Source organism: Serratia sp. NPDC078593 (assembly GCF_050268245.1).
Lineage (GTDB): Bacteria > Pseudomonadota > Gammaproteobacteria > Enterobacterales > Enterobacteriaceae > JBNNGK01.
In genome coordinates this window covers 128745-148596 of record NZ_JBNNGK010000004.1, presented here as the reverse complement: position 1 = coordinate 148596, position 19852 = coordinate 128745, and the positions used below count along the sequence as shown (strand labels likewise).

Annotated in this window: 18 protein-coding genes, 1 tRNA gene and 1 pseudogene; 10 read left to right on the top strand and 10 right to left on the bottom strand. The window is 53.7% G+C overall.

From position 1 onward, the window contains the following. Nucleotides 1–15: 15 nt before the first annotated feature. Genes ACQKDS_RS06345 through ACQKDS_RS06330 form a run of 4 tightly spaced genes read left to right on the top strand, consistent with a single transcriptional unit; the run spans nt 16 to nt 4690 of the window. On the top strand, nt 16–2577 hold the full coding sequence (locus tag ACQKDS_RS06345; RefSeq protein ID WP_399667457.1) for a TcfC E-set like domain-containing protein: 2562 nt from the start codon (nt 16–18) through the stop codon (nt 2575–2577). Then, nucleotides 2564–3277, top strand: a complete 714-nt coding sequence (locus ACQKDS_RS06340) for a hypothetical protein (protein ID WP_427673876.1) — start codon at nt 2564–2566, stop codon at nt 3275–3277. Before ACQKDS_RS06345 ends, ACQKDS_RS06340 begins: the two co-directional genes overlap by 14 nt. Before the next feature lie 2 nt (nt 3278–3279). Next, on the top strand, nt 3280–4170 hold the full coding sequence (locus tag ACQKDS_RS06335; protein ID WP_399667451.1) for a hypothetical protein: 891 nt from the start codon (nt 3280–3282) through the stop codon (nt 4168–4170). A 13-nt stretch (nt 4171–4183) separates the two neighbouring features. Next, the gene (locus ACQKDS_RS06330) at nt 4184–4690 is read left to right on the top strand and encodes a hypothetical protein (RefSeq protein WP_399667448.1); all 507 of its coding nucleotides are present in this window, start codon (nt 4184–4186) and stop codon (nt 4688–4690) included. 57 nt (nt 4691–4747) lie between these two features. Here the strand turns inward: ACQKDS_RS06330 and ACQKDS_RS06325 are convergent. Beyond that, nucleotides 4748–4846: pseudogene (locus ACQKDS_RS06325) on the bottom strand (DNA-binding protein); the annotation flags it as partial. 228 nt (nt 4847–5074) lie between these two features. Beyond that, nucleotides 5075–5169 (bottom strand) — tRNA-Sec (locus tag ACQKDS_RS06320). 173 nt (nt 5170–5342) lie between these two features. On the opposite strand from ACQKDS_RS06320, the gene ACQKDS_RS06315 reads away from it, so the two are divergent. Then, nucleotides 5343–5918 (top strand): DJ-1/PfpI family protein, encoded by a 576-nt coding sequence (locus tag ACQKDS_RS06315; RefSeq protein ID WP_399667446.1) that lies wholly within the window; start codon nt 5343–5345, stop codon nt 5916–5918. A gap of 560 nt (nt 5919–6478) precedes the next feature. Here the strand turns inward: ACQKDS_RS06315 and ACQKDS_RS06310 are convergent. The 4 genes from ACQKDS_RS06310 to ACQKDS_RS06295 all read right to left on the bottom strand — a co-directional run bounded on the left by ACQKDS_RS06310 (nt 6479) and on the right by ACQKDS_RS06295 (nt 9322). Beyond that, the gene (locus tag ACQKDS_RS06310; RefSeq protein WP_399667443.1) at nt 6479–6964 is read right to left on the bottom strand and encodes an Hcp family type VI secretion system effector; all 486 of its coding nucleotides are present in this window, start codon (nt 6962–6964) and stop codon (nt 6479–6481) included. Nucleotides 6965–6979: 15 nt separating this feature from the next. Next, nucleotides 6980–7336 (bottom strand): DUF1493 family protein, encoded by a 357-nt coding sequence (locus ACQKDS_RS06305; RefSeq protein ID WP_399667440.1) that lies wholly within the window; start codon nt 7334–7336, stop codon nt 6980–6982. Nucleotides 7337–7343: 7 nt separating this feature from the next. Next, a complete protein-coding gene (locus ACQKDS_RS06300; RefSeq protein ID WP_399667437.1) occupies nt 7344–7790 on the bottom strand; it encodes an STM2901 family protein in 447 nt (148 codons plus the stop codon). 356 nt (nt 7791–8146) lie between these two features. Continuing rightward, entirely contained in the window at nt 8147–9322 is a 1176-nt protein-coding gene (locus ACQKDS_RS06295) for a cyanate transporter (protein ID WP_399667434.1), read from the bottom strand. Between the two features lie 171 nt (nt 9323–9493). Here ACQKDS_RS06295 and ACQKDS_RS06290 point away from each other — a divergent pair, with 171 nt between their 5' ends. From ACQKDS_RS06290 to ACQKDS_RS06275, 4 genes are all read left to right on the top strand, one after another. After that, the gene (locus tag ACQKDS_RS06290; RefSeq protein WP_399667431.1) at nt 9494–10348 is read left to right on the top strand and encodes a LysR family transcriptional regulator; all 855 of its coding nucleotides are present in this window, start codon (nt 9494–9496) and stop codon (nt 10346–10348) included. Between the two features lie 147 nt (nt 10349–10495). Continuing rightward, a complete protein-coding gene (locus tag ACQKDS_RS06285) occupies nt 10496–11890 on the top strand; it encodes an amidohydrolase family protein (RefSeq protein WP_399667428.1) in 1395 nt (464 codons plus the stop codon). Nucleotides 11891–11989: 99 nt separating this feature from the next. Next, nucleotides 11990–12541, top strand: coding sequence for an isochorismatase family protein (locus ACQKDS_RS06280; RefSeq protein WP_399667426.1), 552 nt, complete (start codon nt 11990–11992; stop codon nt 12539–12541). 2 nt (nt 12542–12543) lie between these two features. Continuing rightward, the gene (locus ACQKDS_RS06275; RefSeq protein ID WP_399667424.1) at nt 12544–13452 is read left to right on the top strand and encodes a GlxA family transcriptional regulator; all 909 of its coding nucleotides are present in this window, start codon (nt 12544–12546) and stop codon (nt 13450–13452) included. On the opposite strand, the gene ACQKDS_RS06270 is transcribed toward ACQKDS_RS06275, so the two are convergent. Continuing rightward, nucleotides 13449–14441 (bottom strand): acyltransferase, encoded by a 993-nt coding sequence (locus tag ACQKDS_RS06270; RefSeq protein ID WP_399667421.1) that lies wholly within the window; start codon nt 14439–14441, stop codon nt 13449–13451. The two genes, ACQKDS_RS06275 and ACQKDS_RS06270, sit on opposite strands and share 4 nt — an antisense overlap. Nucleotides 14442–14668: 227 nt before the next feature. Between ACQKDS_RS06270 and ACQKDS_RS06265 the strand changes: the two genes are divergently transcribed. Further along, on the top strand, nt 14669–15916 hold the full coding sequence (locus ACQKDS_RS06265) for an MFS transporter (RefSeq protein WP_399667418.1): 1248 nt from the start codon (nt 14669–14671) through the stop codon (nt 15914–15916). Between the two features lie 12 nt (nt 15917–15928). Here ACQKDS_RS06265 and selB read toward each other — a convergent pair whose 3' ends face one another. The 3 genes from selB to ACQKDS_RS06250 all read right to left on the bottom strand — a co-directional run bounded on the left by selB (nt 15929) and on the right by ACQKDS_RS06250 (nt 19825). Continuing rightward, nucleotides 15929–17764: a selenocysteine-specific translation elongation factor gene (gene selB / locus ACQKDS_RS06260; RefSeq protein WP_399667416.1), complete on the bottom strand. Its 1836-nt coding sequence runs from the start codon at nt 17762–17764 to the stop codon at nt 15929–15931. Then, nucleotides 17761–19152: an L-seryl-tRNA(Sec) selenium transferase gene (selA, locus tag ACQKDS_RS06255; protein WP_399667413.1), complete on the bottom strand. Its 1392-nt coding sequence runs from the start codon at nt 19150–19152 to the stop codon at nt 17761–17763. The genes selB and selA overlap by 4 nt, the downstream gene beginning before the upstream one ends. A 67-nt stretch (nt 19153–19219) precedes the next feature. Beyond that, the gene (locus ACQKDS_RS06250) at nt 19220–19825 is read right to left on the bottom strand and encodes a glutathione S-transferase (RefSeq protein WP_399667411.1); all 606 of its coding nucleotides are present in this window, start codon (nt 19823–19825) and stop codon (nt 19220–19222) included. Nucleotides 19826–19852 lie beyond the last annotated feature (27 nt).

Sequence of the window (19852 nt, the reverse complement as noted above, 5' to 3'; positions counted from 1 at the left end):
TATAAGCAGGGAGTCATGAATAAAAAAATAAAAATCAGCATGGTTATGTATGGCGTCATGGTGGCGACGGGAACAACGCCATCGAATGCATCGAACTCGGTGCCGGTGCCTGCTGGCTTTGAAGATATTTTTGATGCCAGACAAAATAGCATCGTTGAGATTATTTATGGCGACCGCTCTATTGCATCACTCGCCATCGAGTATGACAGAAACGAAGTGCTGCTGGTTTCGCCGAATATTATCGTCGGGCAAATTACCGCCGTCGATATGCCGCCATTGGCGCTGACAACAGCTGAGTTACTGAAGAAATTGTCAGCACCGTTAAAACGGGTCAACCACCAGGGTTTTACCCACAATGATATTGTCGCCAACCTTGACGAGTCTAACAATGTCTTGCGCTTAATTTTTCCTGCCGCTTATTTTAAAACGGATGGCGCAAGCTATGACAAAACCTATATTCCACACCGTAATCAAGCCGGTTTTGTTCATAATCATAATATTAACTATCTTTCAGATTCTTGGGATGACAGCCTGAGTATTTCGGCTAATGATACGCTTAACCTGACCGGTAACAGTTATTTAAAGGGCACCTGGAGTTACGCCAAAGCTATCGATTTCAATTTGGATGAGCTGGCACTCTATTTGGAAAGCCAAAACACCCGGTTTAAAGCCGGGCGTCAGCGCCTTAATGATAATCTTACTGCCAGTACCCCCTCCATGGCGTTCAGTTTTTTTAATTCAGTCAGCTTTGACGGCATCGGTCTGGGCTATATGACAGATAATTATCTTGACCCCGGCTCTGGCGCTGCATCGCCAATCAGCCTGTATTTACCGCAGTCAGGCACGGTCGAGATCTACCGTAATGGCCGACTGATCGATCTGCAGCAGTTCCCGGCAGGTTTACAATATCTGGATACGCGCAGTTGGCCGAGCGGCGGTTATGACGTCTTGCTGGTTTCGCGGCTGGCCAATGGCGTGCGGGAAGAGAAAGTGCAGCCCTTTTTTAAACGCAACGGACTATTCCGTTCGGGTGATTTGGAGTATCTGGTGCAAGGAGGCCGCTACGACCCGCGTCAGGGGCGGATTTCGTCGCGCTCTTATCAAGGCAACTGCCGCCAGTGTGACGCGTGGGAGCAAGACACCAGCAATAACCATTTCGTCAGTGCCATTTTGGGGTATACCACACAGTCTGCGATCTCCCTCGGGGGCGGGCTGCTGATGGATGGCGATCTGTATTATACCCATGCCAGCCTAGATATTCCCGTTAACACTTGGATTGCCGAGCGGCTCTACCTTGATGGTATTTACGGTGACAATGGCAGCGTCGGTTATCAGGCGGGCATCACGAAAAACTTTGACCAAATGGGTCTGAATCTGAGCTATCGGGATAATCGTTTTCGCGGTGAACCGCAGGATTTTCGCCGCTTCGGCGTCGTACCGGCCTATGACTATAGCTACCTACAGTTTAGCGCCAATACCTTTCTCCCTTGGGGCATCGGTCTGGGCTTGAGTTATGGCATGAATACGCTTTATCAGGATTACGGGCGTCAGAATAAAAGCCAATTCGAGACCTGGGACGTTAACCTGAGCCGTGACTTTTCACTGGTGGATGATATGAATCTGCGGGTCGATCTTGGCTATCACCGTGGCATCAACGCCTTTGTTAACCATCAGTCACGCAGTAGCAGCAGTGAAGATCGCGTTTTCGCCCAGCTAACACTCGGCATGCGCGAACACAGCTATAACCACTATCAATCCCTGTATTTACGCTCCCGCCTTAACGGTAACAGCAGCGATAACGCTATCTACAGCGCCGATTATGCGCTGAACCTTGAGAACCCAAGTTTTGATCGGGGGGGTAAGTACACCCTGAATGCAGGCGTCAATCATGGCCCTAACGACGAAAACAACGCTAACGCGGGGCTCATGGTGAACAACCGCTTGGGTTACAGCGCCGCAGGTTTTTCACGTTCATTTGGTCAAGACGGCTATCAACAATATTACCTCTCGCAGCGTGGCGGTTTTGCTATTGGCGACGGCGAGATAGCGCTGGGCCAGGGTGACACCTCTGCCGCACTGATCGTCGATGCAACGGCATTGCCAGAGGGCGATTTTTTTGAGGCGCGCAACCGCAATACGCAACCGGTAGTGGTGAAGGGCGGGCAAAAAACCGTTCTTGCCGTGAATCCTTATCAAAAAATAGACCCGCGTATTGAGCAGGTCTTTACCGGTAAAACCGACGCGTTCTACAACCTTAGCGTTGAGGCGCCGTCTACCTGGGTGATGCCGGGGCAGGTCTATAGCGTCAAGGTTTCCGCCACGCGCAATCAGACGGCAACCGGACGACTTTACGCCGATGGGCGACCATTGGCCAACGCCAGAGTGGTGGGCGGCAATGCACTATCGGATGAAGAAGGGCTGTTTGTCGGGGATTTCACCCTGAAAACCGACGAGCGCCTGACATCGTTAACAGTCAAAAAAGAGGGCCTGAATTACGTTTGTCCGCTGTTGGAACAAAACGTCAGGATGACCCATGGCATTATGCAAATTCGTGAGGTTAATTGTGAAGTTCAGTAAGTGGGCAGCATTATCGTTAAGTTTGGTTGGGCTGGCGGCGCTAAACAGCGCGCTGGCGATCGAAGTCTTCCCGGTGGTGAAAGAAATTCGTGAGGAGACGCCGCGCGATAATTACATCACCGTGAAATCCATGTATCAGGCTAAAGATAGCGTGACCGAAAACGATACTGACAAGCAAAGGTATGAGTTTGTCACGCTGGAGCTTTTTTATGTGCCCAACCCAGGCGATGGCCAAGAACAGCGGGTAAAGGTACTGGGCTCGGCCGATCCTAAACTGGTCTTTTCCCCGACCCGTTTGGTCATTCCCTATGGCGAAGAGCGAAAAGTACGGATTATGCCGCTAAAACCGGTTGAAAAAGAACAGGTTTATCGGCTACGCGTTCGCCCCAGTTATCCAGAGCAAGAGCTGGATAAAGGCAAAGTACGCTTTGCGGTCGGTTATGACGTCCTGTTGCGCTATCTGCCCGCCAGCAAACATCACCAAGGTATTGCGCTGAGTTGCGATCGCCAGCAGTGGACACTGAGCGCCACCGGTAATGTGCGCAGCGAACTGCATAATCTGGTGATTGATGGGCGCAAATCTGTCGGCCAGTTTAACGTCTACCCGGGGCATAACCGTACGCTGACCGTTAATCGTACGCTGGCGTTCGAGTTGGACAATAAGTTGCAGGTGTACGAACAGTGCCAGCACAAGGAATAATAATGCAAACCAAATACTTAATGTTGCTGCTATTGCCTTCGCTGGCCTTGGCCGACGGCGCGCTGGTTTTGCAACCACAGCCTGACGGTTCCCTGAGAACATTGACGGAAGGCACCGCCAGCGCCGGTGGGAATGACGTACTGACCTTTACGCAACAAGCGGGCAAATCCTTAACGATACAAACCCTGTCCACCGGGCTGGGGCGTTGCGTGGATGGCGCACTTTCGCTGGCATCATTACGGCTGACATTTACCTTGATACAAGAGGGCCATCGGCTGCCATGTGGCGAAACGGTGTTACTGGAGGCACCGGAACAATCGCGGCGAATAGCCATAAAAGTGGAAAATAATGCGACGACGCGCAGTGCCGACGGATGGAGCAACCTCGGCAGCCAAACGCGCCAACAGATTGGCAGCGTGAGCTTCAATTTAGCCGACGGCGACAACGATGTTTATCCCCTTTACCTTGATTTAAGCGTGCTCCAAACGCAGGCCCCCACGCTAACGGCGGCTTTCGACAAACAGGATATACGGTTGGGGATGGTTGGCGAGTTAAACGATGTCAATGCCACGACACAGCTTCGCATCAGTAAAACACGGCAAGCCGGCGAATCGGTGCTGCCTTATTCGCTGACGTTCGAGTCCGCCCAGCAACAGGATAATCAATATCGCCTGCGCGTATCGTCAAACGAGATTTACCTGCCTTACCATATTCGCGTAGGCGGTAAAGATCTGGTGCCGGGCAGCGCCTACCACGGACAGATTCCGGCAGGCGAAGCCACATCAGACGTTCTGGATGTTCAGTTCGCGTTGCAAGGTAAAACCACCCGCGGATTAGCAGCGGGGGCAAGGTTGCTGGACACGGTTACGGCCGTTATCACGCCGGGAAGTTAACAGGAGCATCATCATGAAATATCGATATTTGCCGGCGGCACTGGCGGCACTGTTAATCAGCCCAATCCTGTCGGCTGAGACGGTAAAAACCTCCATCGACGTGTTGGCAGAAGTCAGCACCAGCGTCCGCGTTTTTGTGGAGGGCAAAGATGTCACCAATGGCGTGATCAGCATCAAGCTGGAGGATAAAAAAGGCTATATGTACGGCATTACGCCGGTGTTTCAGTTTGTCGGCAATGCCAGCGCCGTATCCCTATCGCTGCAATCGCCAGCCAGCGGCGGGCTGGTGTCGGAAAATAATGACACCATGATAATCAACACCGCTTGGATCCGGATCGACGGCGGCGAGGTATCCACCTCTTACCCGCTCAATAACCAAAAGGTTTATCCGACCTTGCAGGATATTGAAGACCCGCAAAAAGGGGTGAAAGTCCGGTTTTCCTCCAGCCAGCGCAGTGAAACTTACCCGCTCGGCAGATACAGCGGAACGTACGAAGTGATTGTGACACCGTCGGTATAACTCCATTTTCGTCCAGCCAACTCACCGTTGGCTGGATGTATTTCACCGTGTGGCGCAGGTGTGGTGAAGCATATTGCGACTTAGCTGACGGAGCCCTTCCAATTGAACTGGTAAGTAAGACTTACAGGTTGCGTTTTGTTCAAGCCCGCTTTCCTCCTATTACGTGTTTATCTGTCATGCCCTCTCCGCTTTAATCTCACTTATCGTGTGTAATGCGCTCTGTATGCCAGAGGCCCATGTTGCGCTGATTACGCGTCTGACGTTTATTTTGCAAGCAACATGCCGGGATAATGCTTGGCGATGATGTCGTTCAGCTTCTCCACCAGATACCGTCGTTTGAATTTACTACAGGATTGAATTCAGGAGAGTGTGGGAGATACTGATTGGCGGAAGATCACAGGAGTCGAACCTGCCCAGGACCGCTGGCGGCCCCAACCGGATTTGAAGTCCGGCCGCCCCACCGGGGACGAGGATCTTCCATTAGCAATCGGAAGCAGGGGGCAGATTATAGCGCGAATTACCCGGTGCGCTAAGCAGGAAGTGGCATTTACGCGATCCTGTTCTTACACGCCGCGGCTCGCTAACACGCGATGGTTAATATCTGCTAGGCTGTCGCGGTCTGGGGATTACCCCGTCCATTGCTGGAGATGCTATGACTAAGAAAGTTGCCATCCTGCTGAACCAAGGATTTGAAGAAGCAGAGGTGGTTATCGTGATCGACGTATTACGTCGTCTGGATATTGCGGTGGAAATACTGGCCTGTCAGGATCGGTTAGAAACCCGCAGCGATCGTCAGATTCGTATGTTCGCCGATGTGTTACTAGAACGCCGTATGGATACGCTGTACGACGCCATCGTCATTCCTGGCGGCCCACAGGCCACGATAGAAATGGCGGAGAATACGCAGGTCGTGGCGTTTATACGCCAACACGACCGTGCCGCAAAACTCATCTGCCCACTGAGCTCCGCTGCCGCGCATGTGCTGGGGAGTCACCAATTGCTGCAAGGCCGCCGCTACGTCTGTTCCGGTGATTTGCACCAACAGGTGAACGATGGCGAGTATGTGAATGCGCGTGTGGTAGAAGATGGCAATCTGATCAGTGCTCAAGGGCCGGGTGCAGCGTTTGATTTTGCCTTCACGCTGGCTTATCGGCTAACTGGCGATAGCCAGACCATCCAAGAACACGCTGGCCTTATGTATTACGCGGGTTGGCAAGTGCCGCAATAATACGGCAACGATCAAGTAAGTTTTATTGAGTTAGGCGCGGTACGGCTTCGGTTGGGCATCAGCATTTGGCTAACCAATTTGTTACCGCGCTTTTTGCGTTACAACACTCTTTATCTGCTCCCATCGTCATGAGGCAATTGCTGTTCATACAGAACATCGACATTCTCAATAGTGAAGAAAGAGAAAGTCAGTACGCCTTGACTCAACGGTTTACGTATTGGGGGCTTGAATAACCATGATATCGATTTCAATAAAGCCCTAATATATACGACATGCTTCAAAATCAATACAGCATTAGAATCAATATAGAGACGAAAAAAATTTTCAACCCATGAAAAAGCGTCTTTTTTAGTAACAATAATAACTTCTAATAATAAATTAGGTTAAATTTCGTGGGTAGCCCCACCATGTACTATTTCAGTAAGATGCATTGTAATCCATTGAATTTTCTACTCCTAGGTTAGGGACTGAATTTTTAGTAAAATCCAGTCCGGTAACATGAATATAATCTATATTTTTGGTGATACTTTATAAATAAGTAAAATATACCACTTTAAACATCAAGCGGTGGTTCGTTCGTTCCATGCATCAGTATATTGAATATTGCCGTCTACATACTTCCATGTAATCCTTTCGTATCTTAGTTCTACACGCTCCATGTGATTACACTTCTCTACTGATTTTGTATTGTACATAATGGGCGTTACAGCAACAACTTTCACATCTTCAAGTAGCATATTGAAGTACTCTATTTCCTGACCAGCATCATTAATTTTGTACCATTTAATTTCGGCACTTTTAAGGGATTGCCCCGTTGCCACGGCTTTATATAGATATGGTGTTGAGCTATCGAATTCTTTTTCAATCATCATCGGGGCATGAATACGTGTTCCGGTAATCTTTCCTGTATTATTATCAGTAGGAATATGTAAGCCATGACCGAAACCAATAACTTCAATACTGCCTTCACGATCCATCACATCAGATGAACCTTTGATCAGTGCTCCACCATCATCTTTAAGCCATAAGTGAGAAGGGATTGCCATCGTGATAAATTCCTTTTAATCATAAAGCCAATAGCCAGCCTTAGCTGATTCTACAAGCATTTTCAGGGTTAATGGTTCTGGTTCTTTCCACTCCCATTTATCCTCTTTCGAGCGTAAACAGTTAAGTGGCATGAAAGTTTCTTCATTGGGCCAATATTTTCTGAATGTAAAATTTGCTCTATCTACTTTGAACGTCAAAAAATACTGGTCAATGATTTCCATTGCATCTTCATCAGCCCAGGGGTATTTACCCGTAGATAGACTCATTTCCAGTGTCAACGCTGGCTTCCTGAAAAATGGGAAAACACGCCCATTCCAGTTTTTGTTATACCAGTTCAATACCTGCTGTTCTAAGCTATCTGAATTGCTCATATAGCACCTACCAGAGACGGTCAGAAGGATTCGCGATGATGTTATATTTATTGACCGCTTTAAAGGAAATAATCGATACATCAGCAGCCAATATAACCCATCCGACTAAAGGAATGCTTCGACCCACAAAAGTACCGAGTCTTTGCGTCATTACTCTTTTTGCATTAGGAGGAAAACCGATCCATGTCGGTAATCTTACGGGCATCATTCGCCCTCGAAATAGTCTTCTAGAATAGATAGATGCTACAGAGCTTCCCGGGGTTGCTCCCGCAAACTTCCCAGCAACGCTAACACTGTTAGATCCAAGATAAATTCCAGTGACTGCTGCTATATCTGTAATGCCGAAATGATCTAATGTTTCGTCAACCATGACCCAGAAGAATAACTCCCCTGCACTCAAGTTGGATGAACCATCATAAAAATACGTTCCGTTGAGTTGTTCTACTGTATCCATCAGTTAACCCTACTTTAGTACGGATTAAATCATGTTAACTCTAACAGTAGTTGAGTTGAAACAGTTTTTCAGCGAAATCGTCTGACCTATGTGTATAAATTATTAACAAGCAATTCTCATGACTTAAACAATAATTAATTCGTTACGTTTAACGACAATACACTCAGCGTATGAATAAATATAATTTCCATAATACGGCATCTATAAAATTTAGTGCAAAAATCACCATTATTTAATGAATGAGATCAGCTCGGTGTGTCTTACAGTAAGGTCTTGAGCTGAGCTTACCCACTTAGTGCCGTGTCCACTATTATTGGATAAGCTCAGTCAGGCAATCACACTATAAGGAGCCGCAATTATTCACTAAAGGCGCGTCGGTAGCTGTGCGGATGGAAGCGCCAGGTCATCACGAGCAACCCCACCACCAGCAGCGCATGGATTTGCCAATCCAGTTCAAACCCACCGCTGTAATCACGCAGCAAACCGGAAATATACGGCGTTACTCCCGCCAGTAAAAAACCGATGCCCTGCATAAACGCGACTAACCTCCCCGCTGCGGCCGGGTGCGTAAGATGGTCCAGCGCCAATACCAAGCACAGAGGAAAAGCGCCCCCCAGCCCTACGCCAGACAGTAGCGCCCACAACCACGGCACGCTGTTAGGCTGATAAATCAAACCAATAAACCCGGCCAACTGCATTACCAGCGCGAGTAATAACAGTGGCCGCCTGTCGTGTGAGCGCGCCAATGCGGGCAGCAATAATGCCCCGGCCACCTGACCGGCCGTCATCAACGCCAGTAAGGCACCGCTGGCCTGCGCCTGCCAACCTAATTGCATATAGTAAGGCGGCAGCCAGGCAATCAGGCTGGTATAACCGCCGTTAATCAAGCCAAAATAGAGCCCCAACAGCCAGGCGCGCGGATTGCGGAATAAATTAACCGCCTGCCCCGCGGCGGCGGGGGACAAACGGCTAAGCCCGCGGCTCACTCGCCACCAGATGATCAGTGCCACCAACGCCGGTGCCGCCCACCACGCCAAGGCACGGTGCCAATCGTCAGCGCCCGTCATTAACCATGGCGTAATGGCTGCACCCAGCCCGCCGCCGCCCATCAGCGCAGCCGACCATAACCCCGCCACCAGCGCCATCTGCTTGAGGAAATGCTGCTTGATAATGCCGGGCATCACCGCCTGTATCACGCCGATACCTAATCCGCCCAGCACCGCGCTCAACAACAATTGCACGCTACCCGGTGCCAGCTCACGCCACAACGCCCCGAAACCTATTGCTAACAGGCTCAACAACACGCTCATGCGTTCGCTGCACAGCCGGTTGATCGCCCCACCCGCCAAAGCCATCAACCCCATCATTAACACCGGTAAGGTGGTCAGTAATGCGGCACCCGCAAAACTGAGCCCGGTTGCCTGACGCAAGGTGGGTAACAATGGGCCAATCGAGGTCAGCAGCGGCCGCATATTCAAACCAATCAGCACCAGTGCCCACAATAGCGGGTTGAACCAACGGCGTACGCTCATCGCACGGCCAGCGGATAAACAAAATAATTGATCACGGTTTCTTCCTGAATATGAGTCATAACCTGTTCGCCGTCACAGTGGCGGTTTTGATGCCACCCGGCACGTTGCACTACTGTAGACAACCCCGTTAGTATTGAAAAATTAAATAATAAAATGCTCAGCAGTGGGAAAATGAATCGCTATCCGATGTTTAATCCGCAGTTATTGCTCAGCTTTGTCGCGGTCTGCGACAGCAGCAGCTTTACCCGCGCCGCTGAGCGGGTGTGTTTATCCCAGTCAACCGTCAGTCAACAGGTGCGCCGGCTGGAAGAGATGCTCGGTAAGCCGCTGTTTGAGCGTTCATCGCACCAGGTATTACTCACCGAAGAGGGGGTGAAGTTACTGAGCTATGCCCGGCGCATTATTGCGTTGAACGAAGAAGCACACGACGCACTGACCGGCATCTGGCGCGACGGTGTGTTGCGGCTGGGTATGCCAGAAGATTTTGCGGTGCCCACCACCGAACTGCTGGCTGAGTTCAGCCGGGAACATCCCCACTTACGGCTGGACGTCACCAGCGGGCTAAGCGCCGACCTGCATTATGCCTACGCCCGTGAGGAGTTGGATCTGATCTTGGTCAAACAGCGTCGCAAACAACCGCCACGTGCAGCACGGCCAGAACCGTTGTTGTGGTTGGATAGCCAAACCTTTCCGGCCATTGAGCAATCCCCGGTTCCCTTGGCGGTATTTCCGCTTAACGGCTTGTACCGCGACATGTTGTGTCAGGCGCTGGATACGCTAGGCAAACGCTGGCGGATTGGTTATAGCAGCGCCAGCCTAGCGGCACTGACGGCCGCCTCTGCCGCCGGATTGGGCGTCACGCTGTTACCTGCGAGTTGCCGCTTGCCGAGCCACCGCGTGCTCGGCGCGGCCGAGGGCTTAGCGCCGGTTAACGATTTCGAGCTGGCATTGTATTACCGCGACAGTGCCCCCGCCGCTACCGGTGCGCTGGCCCAGCGGCTCACGGCGTTTTGCCAGTTGGTCTGATTCCGGCCAATCCATCCAGTGCCTATTCGCCCTATTATTACCAAATCGAATAATCACCAGTGAGAAATGTCACTGCCAACCCTGAGATTCCTTTTTTAGATTAGTGGCTGTATTGGCAGCAGTTCACCTCTGGATAAGGAACGTAACGTGGAAAATAACCAACAACAGAGCCGCAGAGCCTTTCTCAGTCAAACCGGCAAACTCACTACCGCCTGCGCGGTGATCGGCCTCACCGGTGGCGTTGCCCAAGCCGCCCCCATCACCACTGCCGCCGGCGACGCACACGCCAAACCCATGACGTTGACCGAGCGACATTACTTACTGAGCGACGTTCGCTTGGAAGACGGCTTCGAGTACCAAGACGACGCGATCATTGGCACCCGCACCGCACGCTACACGTTGGAAATCAACGAGGGGAAAATCGCCGCGATCCATCCTGCCAACGCCGTGCTGGACAGCCGCTTGCCACGCTACCCAGCCCATGGCCATCTACTTCTGCCGCCCCTGCGCGATATGCATATCCATCTCGATAAGACCTTTTACGGCGGCCCGTGGCAGGCACCGCGCCCACGTCAGGGTAAAACCATCATGGACATGATTGCGTTGGAACAGACATTGATCCCAACGTTATTACCCACCTCACAGCAGCGGGCAGAAGGGCTGATCGCCCTGTTGCAGTCGAAAGGCAGTACCGTGGCACGTAGCCATTGTAATATCGATCCGGTGAGCGGCTTGAAAAGTCTCGAGCACCTGCAACGTGCGCTAGAGAACCACCGTGATGATTTTAGCTGCGAGATCGTCGCCTTCCCGCAGCACGGCTTGCTGCACTCGAAGGTGGATGGCCTGATGCGTGAAGCGATGCAGATGGGCGTACACTACGTGGGCGGTCTGGATCCGACTCACGTTGACGGCGCGATGGAAAAATCACTCGATGCCATGTTCCAGATTGCCCTCGACAGCGGCAAAGGCGTCGATATTCATCTGCATGAAACCAGTCCATCGGGGATGGCGGCGATCAATTATATGATTGAAACCGTGGAGAATAACCCGGCACTGCGCGGTAAAGTGACTCTCAGCCATGCCTTTGCGCTCACCACGCTGAACCCCAGCCAGTTGGCAGACACCGCCGCCCGTCTGGCCGCTCAGCACATTTCTGTTGCCTCCACGGTGCCGATCGGTGGCCTGATGATGCCACTGCCGCAACTGTCGGAAAAAGGGGTATTTGTGATGACCGGAACCGATAGCGTGGTCGACCACTGGTCGCCATTCGGCAGCGGCGACATGCTGGAAAAGGCCAATCTTTATGCTCAGTTATATCGTGGATCAGACGAGTTCCACCTGTCACGCGCGCTGGCGATCGCCACCGGTAATGTTTTGCCATTGAATGATGCGGGGCAACGTGTCTGGCCGCAGGTGGGTGACAAGGCCAGCTTCGTTCTGGTTAACGCCAGTTGCTCTGCCGAAGCGGTGGCTCGCCTGCCACCACGCAGCGCCACCTTCCATCAGGGGCGCTTAGTGTACGGCAGTGTCAGCAACGGTTAAGCTAGTCCGCTGATGTCTGCATCATGGCCGTTTTTGGCCTTCTTCGATAGCGATAAACCACGCAGTATGGGGTCGTATCTTTATCACCGGAGGCCAAAAATGTCACATAGCGCACTGTTAATTATCGATGTTCAACAATCATTCCAACACTGTTCGTTCTGGCAAGAAGACGATTTGCCCATGTTTGAGGCCAACCTACAACGATTGATTACGGGTTGCCAACAGCAGGGGATACCGCTGGTGGATGTTTTTCACGTTGCACCGCAAGGGCCGTTTTCATTGGCGTCCGGTTGGGTCAAGCGTCTGCCTTTCCTCAGCCATCAGGCCGATGTCACCGTCCATAAACAGGTTCACAATGCACTGACTGAATCCGGGTTGACGGACTGGCTACGCGAAAAGAATATTCAGCATTTGCTGATCGCCGGTATCCGTACCGAACAATGCTGCGAAACCACGACGCGAGTGGCGGCCGATTTAGGCTATCAGGTCACCTTTATTACCGAAGCGACACTGACCTTTCCTATGCGTCATCCAGACGGTGAACTCTTTACCACCGAGCAACTCAAGCGGCATACTGAGACGGTGCTGGTCGATCGTTTCGCCCGCATCGCCAGCGTAGATGCCGCACTGGCGCAACTCACTCAGGATTAGTCATGACCAAAACCGTCTACTTTCTGATGTTGCCGAACGTCTTGTCGTTGGATGTCAGCGGCCCGGCAGAAACGCTACGGCTCAGCGGGCAATTTGTGTTGCATTACATCAGCCCACAGCCACAGGTAACCTGCTCAATCGGCATAACACTGAGCCAATTGCAGCCACTGCCTACTCAGTTAGAAAACGGTGCTGTTGTGGTCGTACCGGGGATAGCCGGTGCAGAACACGGCGCTGATGAAGCCGCCATGCAGTGGCTGGCAGGGTTACAACCTGCGTTACAGGCGCAGCGCCTGACGTTGGTGTGTATCTGTTCCGGCGCCCTGTTAGCCGCCCAAGCGGGTTTACTGGATGGCTATCATTGCACCACACATCATAGCCTTATCGATCGGTTGCGCCAGTTGGCACCAGCCGCGTGGGTGAAGGAAAATCGTATCTTTGTCGAGGATCGCAACGCCTATACCAGCGCCGGGGTCACTGCGGGCATCGATCTGGCTTTGCACTTGATCAATCGCGATTGTGGGGCGCACGCCGCGCTGGAGGTCGCACGCGAAATGGTGATCTATTTTCGCCGTTCGGGTGACGACCCGCAATTGTCGCCGTGGCTGCGCTATCGTAATCATCTTCATCCAGCGGTGCATCGCGCACAGGATGTGATGGCCGCCGAGCCTGAGGTGGCGTGGTCTGTGCCATCCGTCGCCAAAAAAGCCCACGTGAGCAGTCGTCATTTAGCACGCCTGTTCCGCCATCACATTGGGATTAGCGTGCGTGAATATCACGAACAATTACGTCTGGCCGTCGCCCAACAACACTTGCAACAGGGCTATGGGGTAGAAAAAGCGGCACTGACTGCGGGATTCTCTTCGGCACGACAGCTCCGACGCGCACAACAGCGCTGGGCTGAAAACTAAGACACCAGACGCCGTTTATCGATTTTCTGCAAGCCAAGAGAAAGGAGCAGGCTTAACCCCAGCGCCATACCAAACACCCAGAAAACATCCAGCAGCGGATATGCGCTGATAACCCACCCTTGATTGCGCATCAGGTTGACGATGATGGCGTGAAACCCGTAAATCGCCAGCGAATGCCGGGAAAAACAACCCAACCAACCGATCGGCTGCGACAAACCGTTTTTGAACCACACCAGCAGCGCAACCGCGGCGATAAACACCAGCGGGCCGCTGTAGATGTAATAGGTATCGGCGAAGTTACCGTTGACTTGCGTTTGGTTTCGCGTGCCCAACACGATCAACACCACGCTGACGACAAAGGCCCCTCCCGCCAACAGCGTGAGCCCGCGGCGTTGGGTATTCATCATGCCAATCGCCCGGCCAGCCAAGGCGTACAGTATGTAATAGAAGGTATCGCCGACGATATACAAATTAACCGGCAGCAGGTGAACCGTCTCAACAGTAAGCGACGGCGTACCGGGATTTGCGATCAGCGCCAAGATCACCAGCGCCACCGCCAGATAGCGCCCTGATACCGGTTTAACGTTAATCAGCGGCGAAAGCAGGTAGATAGTCACAATGGCATAGAAAAACCACAGGTGATAAAACACCGGTTTCAGCAGGATATTGCGTAATGAGGGCCAAAAACCGATCCCAGTAAAACAGGCGATGTAGATCAGTGCGATCGCACTGTAAAACAGAATGCAGCAGCCAATGCGGATAAAGTGCTTTCTGTTGGCGCTCCGTTCACCAAAAAACAGAAAACCGGAAATCATAAAAAACAGCGGCACCGCCACCCGTGACAACGCATTCAGCACGTTCGCGCTATGCCAAATTGGTTCATCCAATAGCGCGGGGGTGGTCAGGTAGTAGGTGGTGGCGTGGATCATCACCACCATCATGCATGCCACCGCACGCAAGTTATCGATCCACCCTATTTTATTACTCATTCCACCTCGTTATCGGGCTGATTAGGGGCGTAGTACACGGCAAAAAGTCAGGGTATAGCCTGTGCCACATCATCACAACCCCTGGGCGGAATATCAGATTGTGCTTAAATAAGCACGGACTCTTGCGCAGGTTAACCATTGACGGCAAAATAGCCGCCACAACTCGCTCAGATTGCGCCTCCCGCCCTGGCAGTTCCCTATTTCTCCTTTTTTGTCAGTACATTACTATGAAAACTACGTTACCCCCTGCCGCCCGTTTGGGTCGCAAGGCACTGTTGTTCCCCCTGTGTCTGGTGCTATTCGAGTTCGCAGCTTATATCGGCAACGATATGATTCAGCCCGGTATGCTGGCGGTTATTGCGGATTTCAACGCCGGAGTCGAGTGGGTGCCTACCTCGATGACCGCCTATCTGGCCGGTGGTATGTTTCTGCAATGGTTGCTCGGGCCACTGTCGGATCGGCGCGGCCGCCGACCGGTGATGCTGGCTGGCGTGGCATTTTTTGTCGTCGCCTGTCTGGCCATTTTGCTGGTGAATACCATCGAGCAGTTTATCTTTATGCGCTTCTTACAGGGGATTGGGCTGTGCTTTATCGGCGCGGTCGGTTACGCCACCATTCAAGAATCGTTCGAAGAGGCGGTCTGCATAAAAATCACCGCGTTAATGGCCAATGTGGCGTTGATCGCGCCGCTGCTCGGGCCATTGGCCGGTGCCGCGCTGATCCATGTCGCGCCGTGGCAGAGTATGTTCGTGCTGTTTGCCGCATTGGCTGCGCTGGCTTTCGTCGGCCTCTGGAAAGCCATGCCCGAAACGGCCACCTTACAAGGTGAAGCACTGTCCATCGCGAATCTGTGGCGCGACTATCGCCAAGTGCTGACGAACCGTCGCTTTATGTGTGGCGCATTGGCGATCGGTTTTGCCAGCCTGCCGCTGCTGGCATGGATTGCCCAATCGCCGGTGATTTTAATCAGCGGTGAAGCACTCTCGACGCTGGAGTACGGGATGTTACAGATCCCGGTATTTGGCGCGCTGATTTTTGGCAACCTGACGCTGGCACGGCTGACCGGCAAGCATCGCGTTGAGCATCTGATCAAACTGGGCGCAGGCCCGATGATGATCGGTCTACTGGTTGCCGCGCTGGCGACACAGTTCTCTGCCCATGCTTATTTGTGGATGACCGCCGGACTGAGTTTATACGCTTACGGTATCGGCCTGGCTAACGCGGGGCTTTATCGTCTGACGCTGTTCTCAAGCAACGTCAGTAAAGGCACCGTTTCCGCCACCATGGGCATGCTGAGTATGTTGGTGTTTACCCTCGGCATTGAGCTGGCGAAAGTCGCTTACAGTTGGGGCGGCAGCGCTTCGTTCAACCTGTTTAATCTGCTGAGCGGTCTGTGCTGGCTCACGCTGGTGGCGCTCTTTATCACCAAACGCCACAGCGGCGGCGTGACGCCAACGCCGACCGCCAGCCTGTAATAAAAACTGTGGTCAGAACAGCCCGGCATCGCGTAACAGGTGTTGGTTGCCTTTGCGGCGGGTAAAACCGCTGCGGTCAAAGAATTCAAGCACCTGTATAGCTAACTTGCGGCCGACGCCGAGCCGATCGCGAAAATCAGCCGCATTGGCGCTGCCTTGGCTAGCGTGCAGTTCGCGGATCAGCCCGGCAAATTGCCCAATTCGTTGGCTGTGATAATAACGATCGATCACCACGGCCGTGACGTGCCCCAACTGCGCGGCTTTGCGCAACGTGGCACGCACGTCGTTCTCTTCCACGCTCAGCTCAGCCGCCAGATCGCGCACCCACCACGGCTCATCGCCAAACAAAGGCGCGATACGCTGCCACAAAGCCTGTTCCGCCGCGCTAAACGCCAAGCCGTGATCCGGCAGGTGCAACCAGCCACGGGTGTTTTGTAGCAAACCGTCAGCCAACAGCCGTTCGATCATTTTAAACACCAGCGCTTCATCCAGCGTCGGCAATGCCATGCGCCGCAGCCGCGCGCGCCCCAGCCCTAATTGGTCGTCATGTTGTTGATGATAATCCGCCAACACCTGCAACAAACGCTGCTGTGCCTGCTGCACGTGCTCATCGGCCAGCGCCTTGCCCGCCGCAACGAATAGGGGTTGCTCGTCCAGCCGTTGCGCCAGCCCGCTGTCTGTCAGTTGCCGTGCCCAAGCAAACGCCGCCAGATCCAGCGTTCCCTGCGTCAACTGCAGTGCCAGCCGTTGCGCATCATCAGACGCTTGCGCAACCTGCGTTAACCAAGCCAAAAACGCAGGCTGTCGTTTGCCTCGCTTTGGCACCGCCAGCGTGAGCACCCGCGCGGCACCCAGCGTTTCACGGGCACCAATATCACGCAGAACAATGCGATCGTCTTCCGCCAAAAATAGCGGGCGATCGAATATCAGCTCGGCCAGATTGGCGTTCAGCAACGCAACGCGGCCGGTCAGGTGGCTAGCCGCGTGATGCACATGCACCGATTGCCAGTGTTGTATCGGCTTATCTAATTCCAGCGCCACCAGCACCCGTTCGCAGGCCGCGGGAGGCTGCTGCGCCAGCAGCCAATCACCGCGCGTCACCTCGGCTTTACCCACATCGCCGCTGAGATTTAACGCGATACGCTGCCCGGCCTGCGCCTGCTCCACCACCTGATTCTGCGCGTGCAAACCGCGCACCCGCAGCGGCGTATCGGCACCGGTCAGCCACAGCGTATCCCCCACCGCCACCGTGCCGCCTAGCGCGGTGCCGGTCACCACCAGCCCCGCACCTTTCACGCTAAAGGCGCGATCCACCGCCAGCCGGAAACGCTGCGTTAACCGACGCTCGCAGGAGGCTAAAGCCAACAAATGCTGGCGTAACGCATCGATGCCAATCGCCTGCGCTGCCGCCGTAACAAACAGCGGTGCCTGCGCCCAACCTTGTTGCGCCAGCTCTGCGCTCACCTGCCGCATCACTTCCGCCACCCGCACCTGATCGACACGGTCCGCCTTGGTCAGCGCCACGGTCACATCAGGCTGCCCACTCAAACGCAAAATCGCCAGATGCTCACGGGTTTGTGGCATCACGCCGTCGTCGCAGGCGACCACCAGCAACGCATGGTCGATGCCGCCAATCCCCGCCAGCATGTTACTGAGAAATTTTTCGTGGCCCGGCACGTCGATAAAGCCCAATACCCGGCCATCAGGCTGCGGCCAGTAGGCATAACCCAGATCGATGGTCATACCTCGGCGTTTTTCTTCCGGCAGACGATCGGCGTTCACGCCGGTGATCGCCTGCAATAAGGTGGTTTTGCCGTGATCGACATGCCCCGCTGTCGCAATAATCATACGCTTAGTGCCTCTGCCAGCGCCGCTTCCTGCGTCAAACAGCGTAAATCCAACCACAGCTTGCCGTCCTTAATGCGGCCAATCACCGGCTGCGGCAGCCCACGCCAACGCTCGGCTAATCGCTCCAGTGTGGCACCTCGACCATCCTGCGGCGTGAAAGTTAAGGCGTAGCTCGGCAAGCGATCGACCGGCAGCGAGCCACTGCCAATTTGCGACCAGCACGGTTCAGCACGCAGGCTGAATTGCCCGCTGAAATGTGGCGTTAACCGCGTCAGCAGGCGTTCAGCCGCTTGCTGCATCTCCTGCTGGGGGCGCGTCAATAAACGCAGCGTTGGCAACTGCTGCGCCAATCGTTCAGGCTGTAAATATAACCGCAGTGTGGCTTCCAGCGCCGCCAATGTCATTTTGCCAACGCGCAATGCGCGTTTGAGCGGGTGCTGCTGCAATTGCGCAATCAGGGCTTTTTTACCGACGATGATGCCAGCCTGCGGGCCACCAAGCAGCTTGTCGCCAGAAAAAGTCACCAGATCGACGCCTGCCGCCAGCAGACGTTGCGGCATCGGTTCCGCCGGCAGGCCATATTGAGTCATATCGATAAGCGATCCGCTGCCCAAATCGGTCGCAGTCACCACCCCGAACTCCTGGCCTAATTCCGCCAGTTCAGCCTCATCCACCGCCGCGGTAAAGCCCTGAATGCTGTAGTTACTGGTGTGCACTTTCATCAATAAACCGGTGTGTTCATTGATGGCGTTGCGATAATCTTTTAGATGGGTACGGTTGGTAGTGCCCACCTCGACCAGTTGGCAACCCGCCTGACGCATGACGTCTGGAATGCGAAACGCGCCGCCAATTTCGACCAGTTCCCCGCGTGATACCACCACTTGCTTACCGGGCGTCACCGCCGCCAGCATCAGCAAGACGGCGGCCGCATTGTTATTCACAATGCAGGCGTCTTCCGCGCCGGTCAGTTGGCACAATAAATCGGCTACCGCACGATCACGGTGGCCACGCCCGGCACCGTCTAAATCGTATTCCAACGTCACCGCCGCGCCCATCACCTGGCTAATGGCGTCGATCGCCGGCTGTGCCAATTGCGCCCGCCCCAGATTGGTGTGCAGCACGGTGCCACTAAGATTGAATACCGTTTTTAACGCCGGTTGCTGTTGCTGCGCCAGCCGCTGCTGCAAGGCCTGCGGCCAGTCATCGCACCAGTCGGGCAGACTCGCCTGCTGCTTAATCGCTTCGCGCGCTTGCGCTTGCAGTTGACGTAACAGTTCGCCAATCAGCGTTGGGCCGTGGGTGGCGACGAAAGGTGCAATAGCGGGTTCGCGCAACAGGCGATCGATGGCGGGAAGTTGGCTGTAAAGTGAGTGGGTTGCTGTGCTCATGGTCGCTCAATGTTATTTTTTTCATATCAGCAAGATGGGCGAAAAATGCGCCCATCCGCCAATAATGTCAAGGTGGCTGGGTGCGGGCAAAGCTCTCGCGGACAAACAGCCGTTCAGCCAGCTTAACCAATGCTGGGCGGCCAACGCACCAATTGGGTAGGATACGACGGAAGTTCAGATAACCCAGCGTACAGCCGGTGGCGATGTCCGCCACGTTCAATGATGCACCGTTCAGCCGCGTTTTTTCCCGCGCCAGCGCTTCTAGGGCATCCAATCCATGCTGAAGCTTCTGGCGTTGGCGCAACATCCCGTCGCCATCCTGTTGGGCCGAGGGGCGTTTGCTCTCACGAAACAACGTCGCAGCCGCTTCCGTTACGCCATCCGCCAAGGCTTCTACCTGACGAATACGTAGCGCCACGACGCGATCGGCGGGCAAAAATGCGGGCGTTGCTGGCAATAGCTCAAGATACTCAGCAATCACCCGCGAATCATAAAATACCTCGCCGTCATCGGCGATCAGCACCGGCACTTTACCCAACGGGTTAAATGTCAGCACCCGGCTATCCGCCTCATACGGCGGATCGTTGACGAATTCAAACACACAGCCCTTTTCCAGCAACATCACGGAAATCTTACGCACAAATGGGCTGGTGTAACTGCCGATCAGTTTCATTCCCTCCTCCTTTCCCCTGCGTCTTTG

Bases quoted from the DNA above. Each gene is read 5' to 3' on its own strand.
- ACQKDS_RS06345 (WP_399667457.1), top strand. From the start codon at position 16: ATGAATAAAAAAATAAAAATCAGCATGGTTATGTATGGCGTCATGGTG.
- ACQKDS_RS06335 (WP_399667451.1), top strand. From the start codon at position 3,280: ATGCAAACCAAATACTTAATGTTGCTGCTATTGCCTTCGCTGGCCTTG.
- ACQKDS_RS06330 (WP_399667448.1), top strand. From the start codon at position 4,184: ATGAAATATCGATATTTGCCGGCGGCACTGGCGGCACTGTTAATCAGC.
- ACQKDS_RS06315 (WP_399667446.1), top strand. From the start codon at position 5,343: ATGACTAAGAAAGTTGCCATCCTGCTGAACCAAGGATTTGAAGAAGCA.
- ACQKDS_RS06310 (WP_399667443.1), bottom strand. From the start codon at position 6,964: ATGGCAATCCCTTCTCACTTATGGCTTAAAGATGATGGTGGAGCACTG.
- ACQKDS_RS06305 (WP_399667440.1), bottom strand. From the start codon at position 7,336: ATGAGCAATTCAGATAGCTTAGAACAGCAGGTATTGAACTGGTATAAC.
- ACQKDS_RS06300 (WP_399667437.1), bottom strand. From the start codon at position 7,790: ATGGATACAGTAGAACAACTCAACGGAACGTATTTTTATGATGGTTCA.
- ACQKDS_RS06295 (WP_399667434.1), bottom strand. From the start codon at position 9,322: ATGAGCGTACGCCGTTGGTTCAACCCGCTATTGTGGGCACTGGTGCTG.
- ACQKDS_RS06290 (WP_399667431.1), top strand. From the start codon at position 9,494: ATGAATCGCTATCCGATGTTTAATCCGCAGTTATTGCTCAGCTTTGTC.
- ACQKDS_RS06280 (WP_399667426.1), top strand. From the start codon at position 11,990: ATGTCACATAGCGCACTGTTAATTATCGATGTTCAACAATCATTCCAA.
- ACQKDS_RS06275 (WP_399667424.1), top strand. From the start codon at position 12,544: ATGACCAAAACCGTCTACTTTCTGATGTTGCCGAACGTCTTGTCGTTG.
- ACQKDS_RS06270 (WP_399667421.1), bottom strand. From the start codon at position 14,441: ATGAGTAATAAAATAGGGTGGATCGATAACTTGCGTGCGGTGGCATGC.
- ACQKDS_RS06265 (WP_399667418.1), top strand. From the start codon at position 14,669: ATGAAAACTACGTTACCCCCTGCCGCCCGTTTGGGTCGCAAGGCACTG.
- selB (WP_399667416.1), bottom strand. From the start codon at position 17,764: ATGATTATTGCGACAGCGGGGCATGTCGATCACGGCAAAACCACCTTA.
- selA (WP_399667413.1), bottom strand. From the start codon at position 19,152: ATGAGCACAGCAACCCACTCACTTTACAGCCAACTTCCCGCCATCGAT.
- ACQKDS_RS06250 (WP_399667411.1), bottom strand. From the start codon at position 19,825: ATGAAACTGATCGGCAGTTACACCAGCCCATTTGTGCGTAAGATTTCC.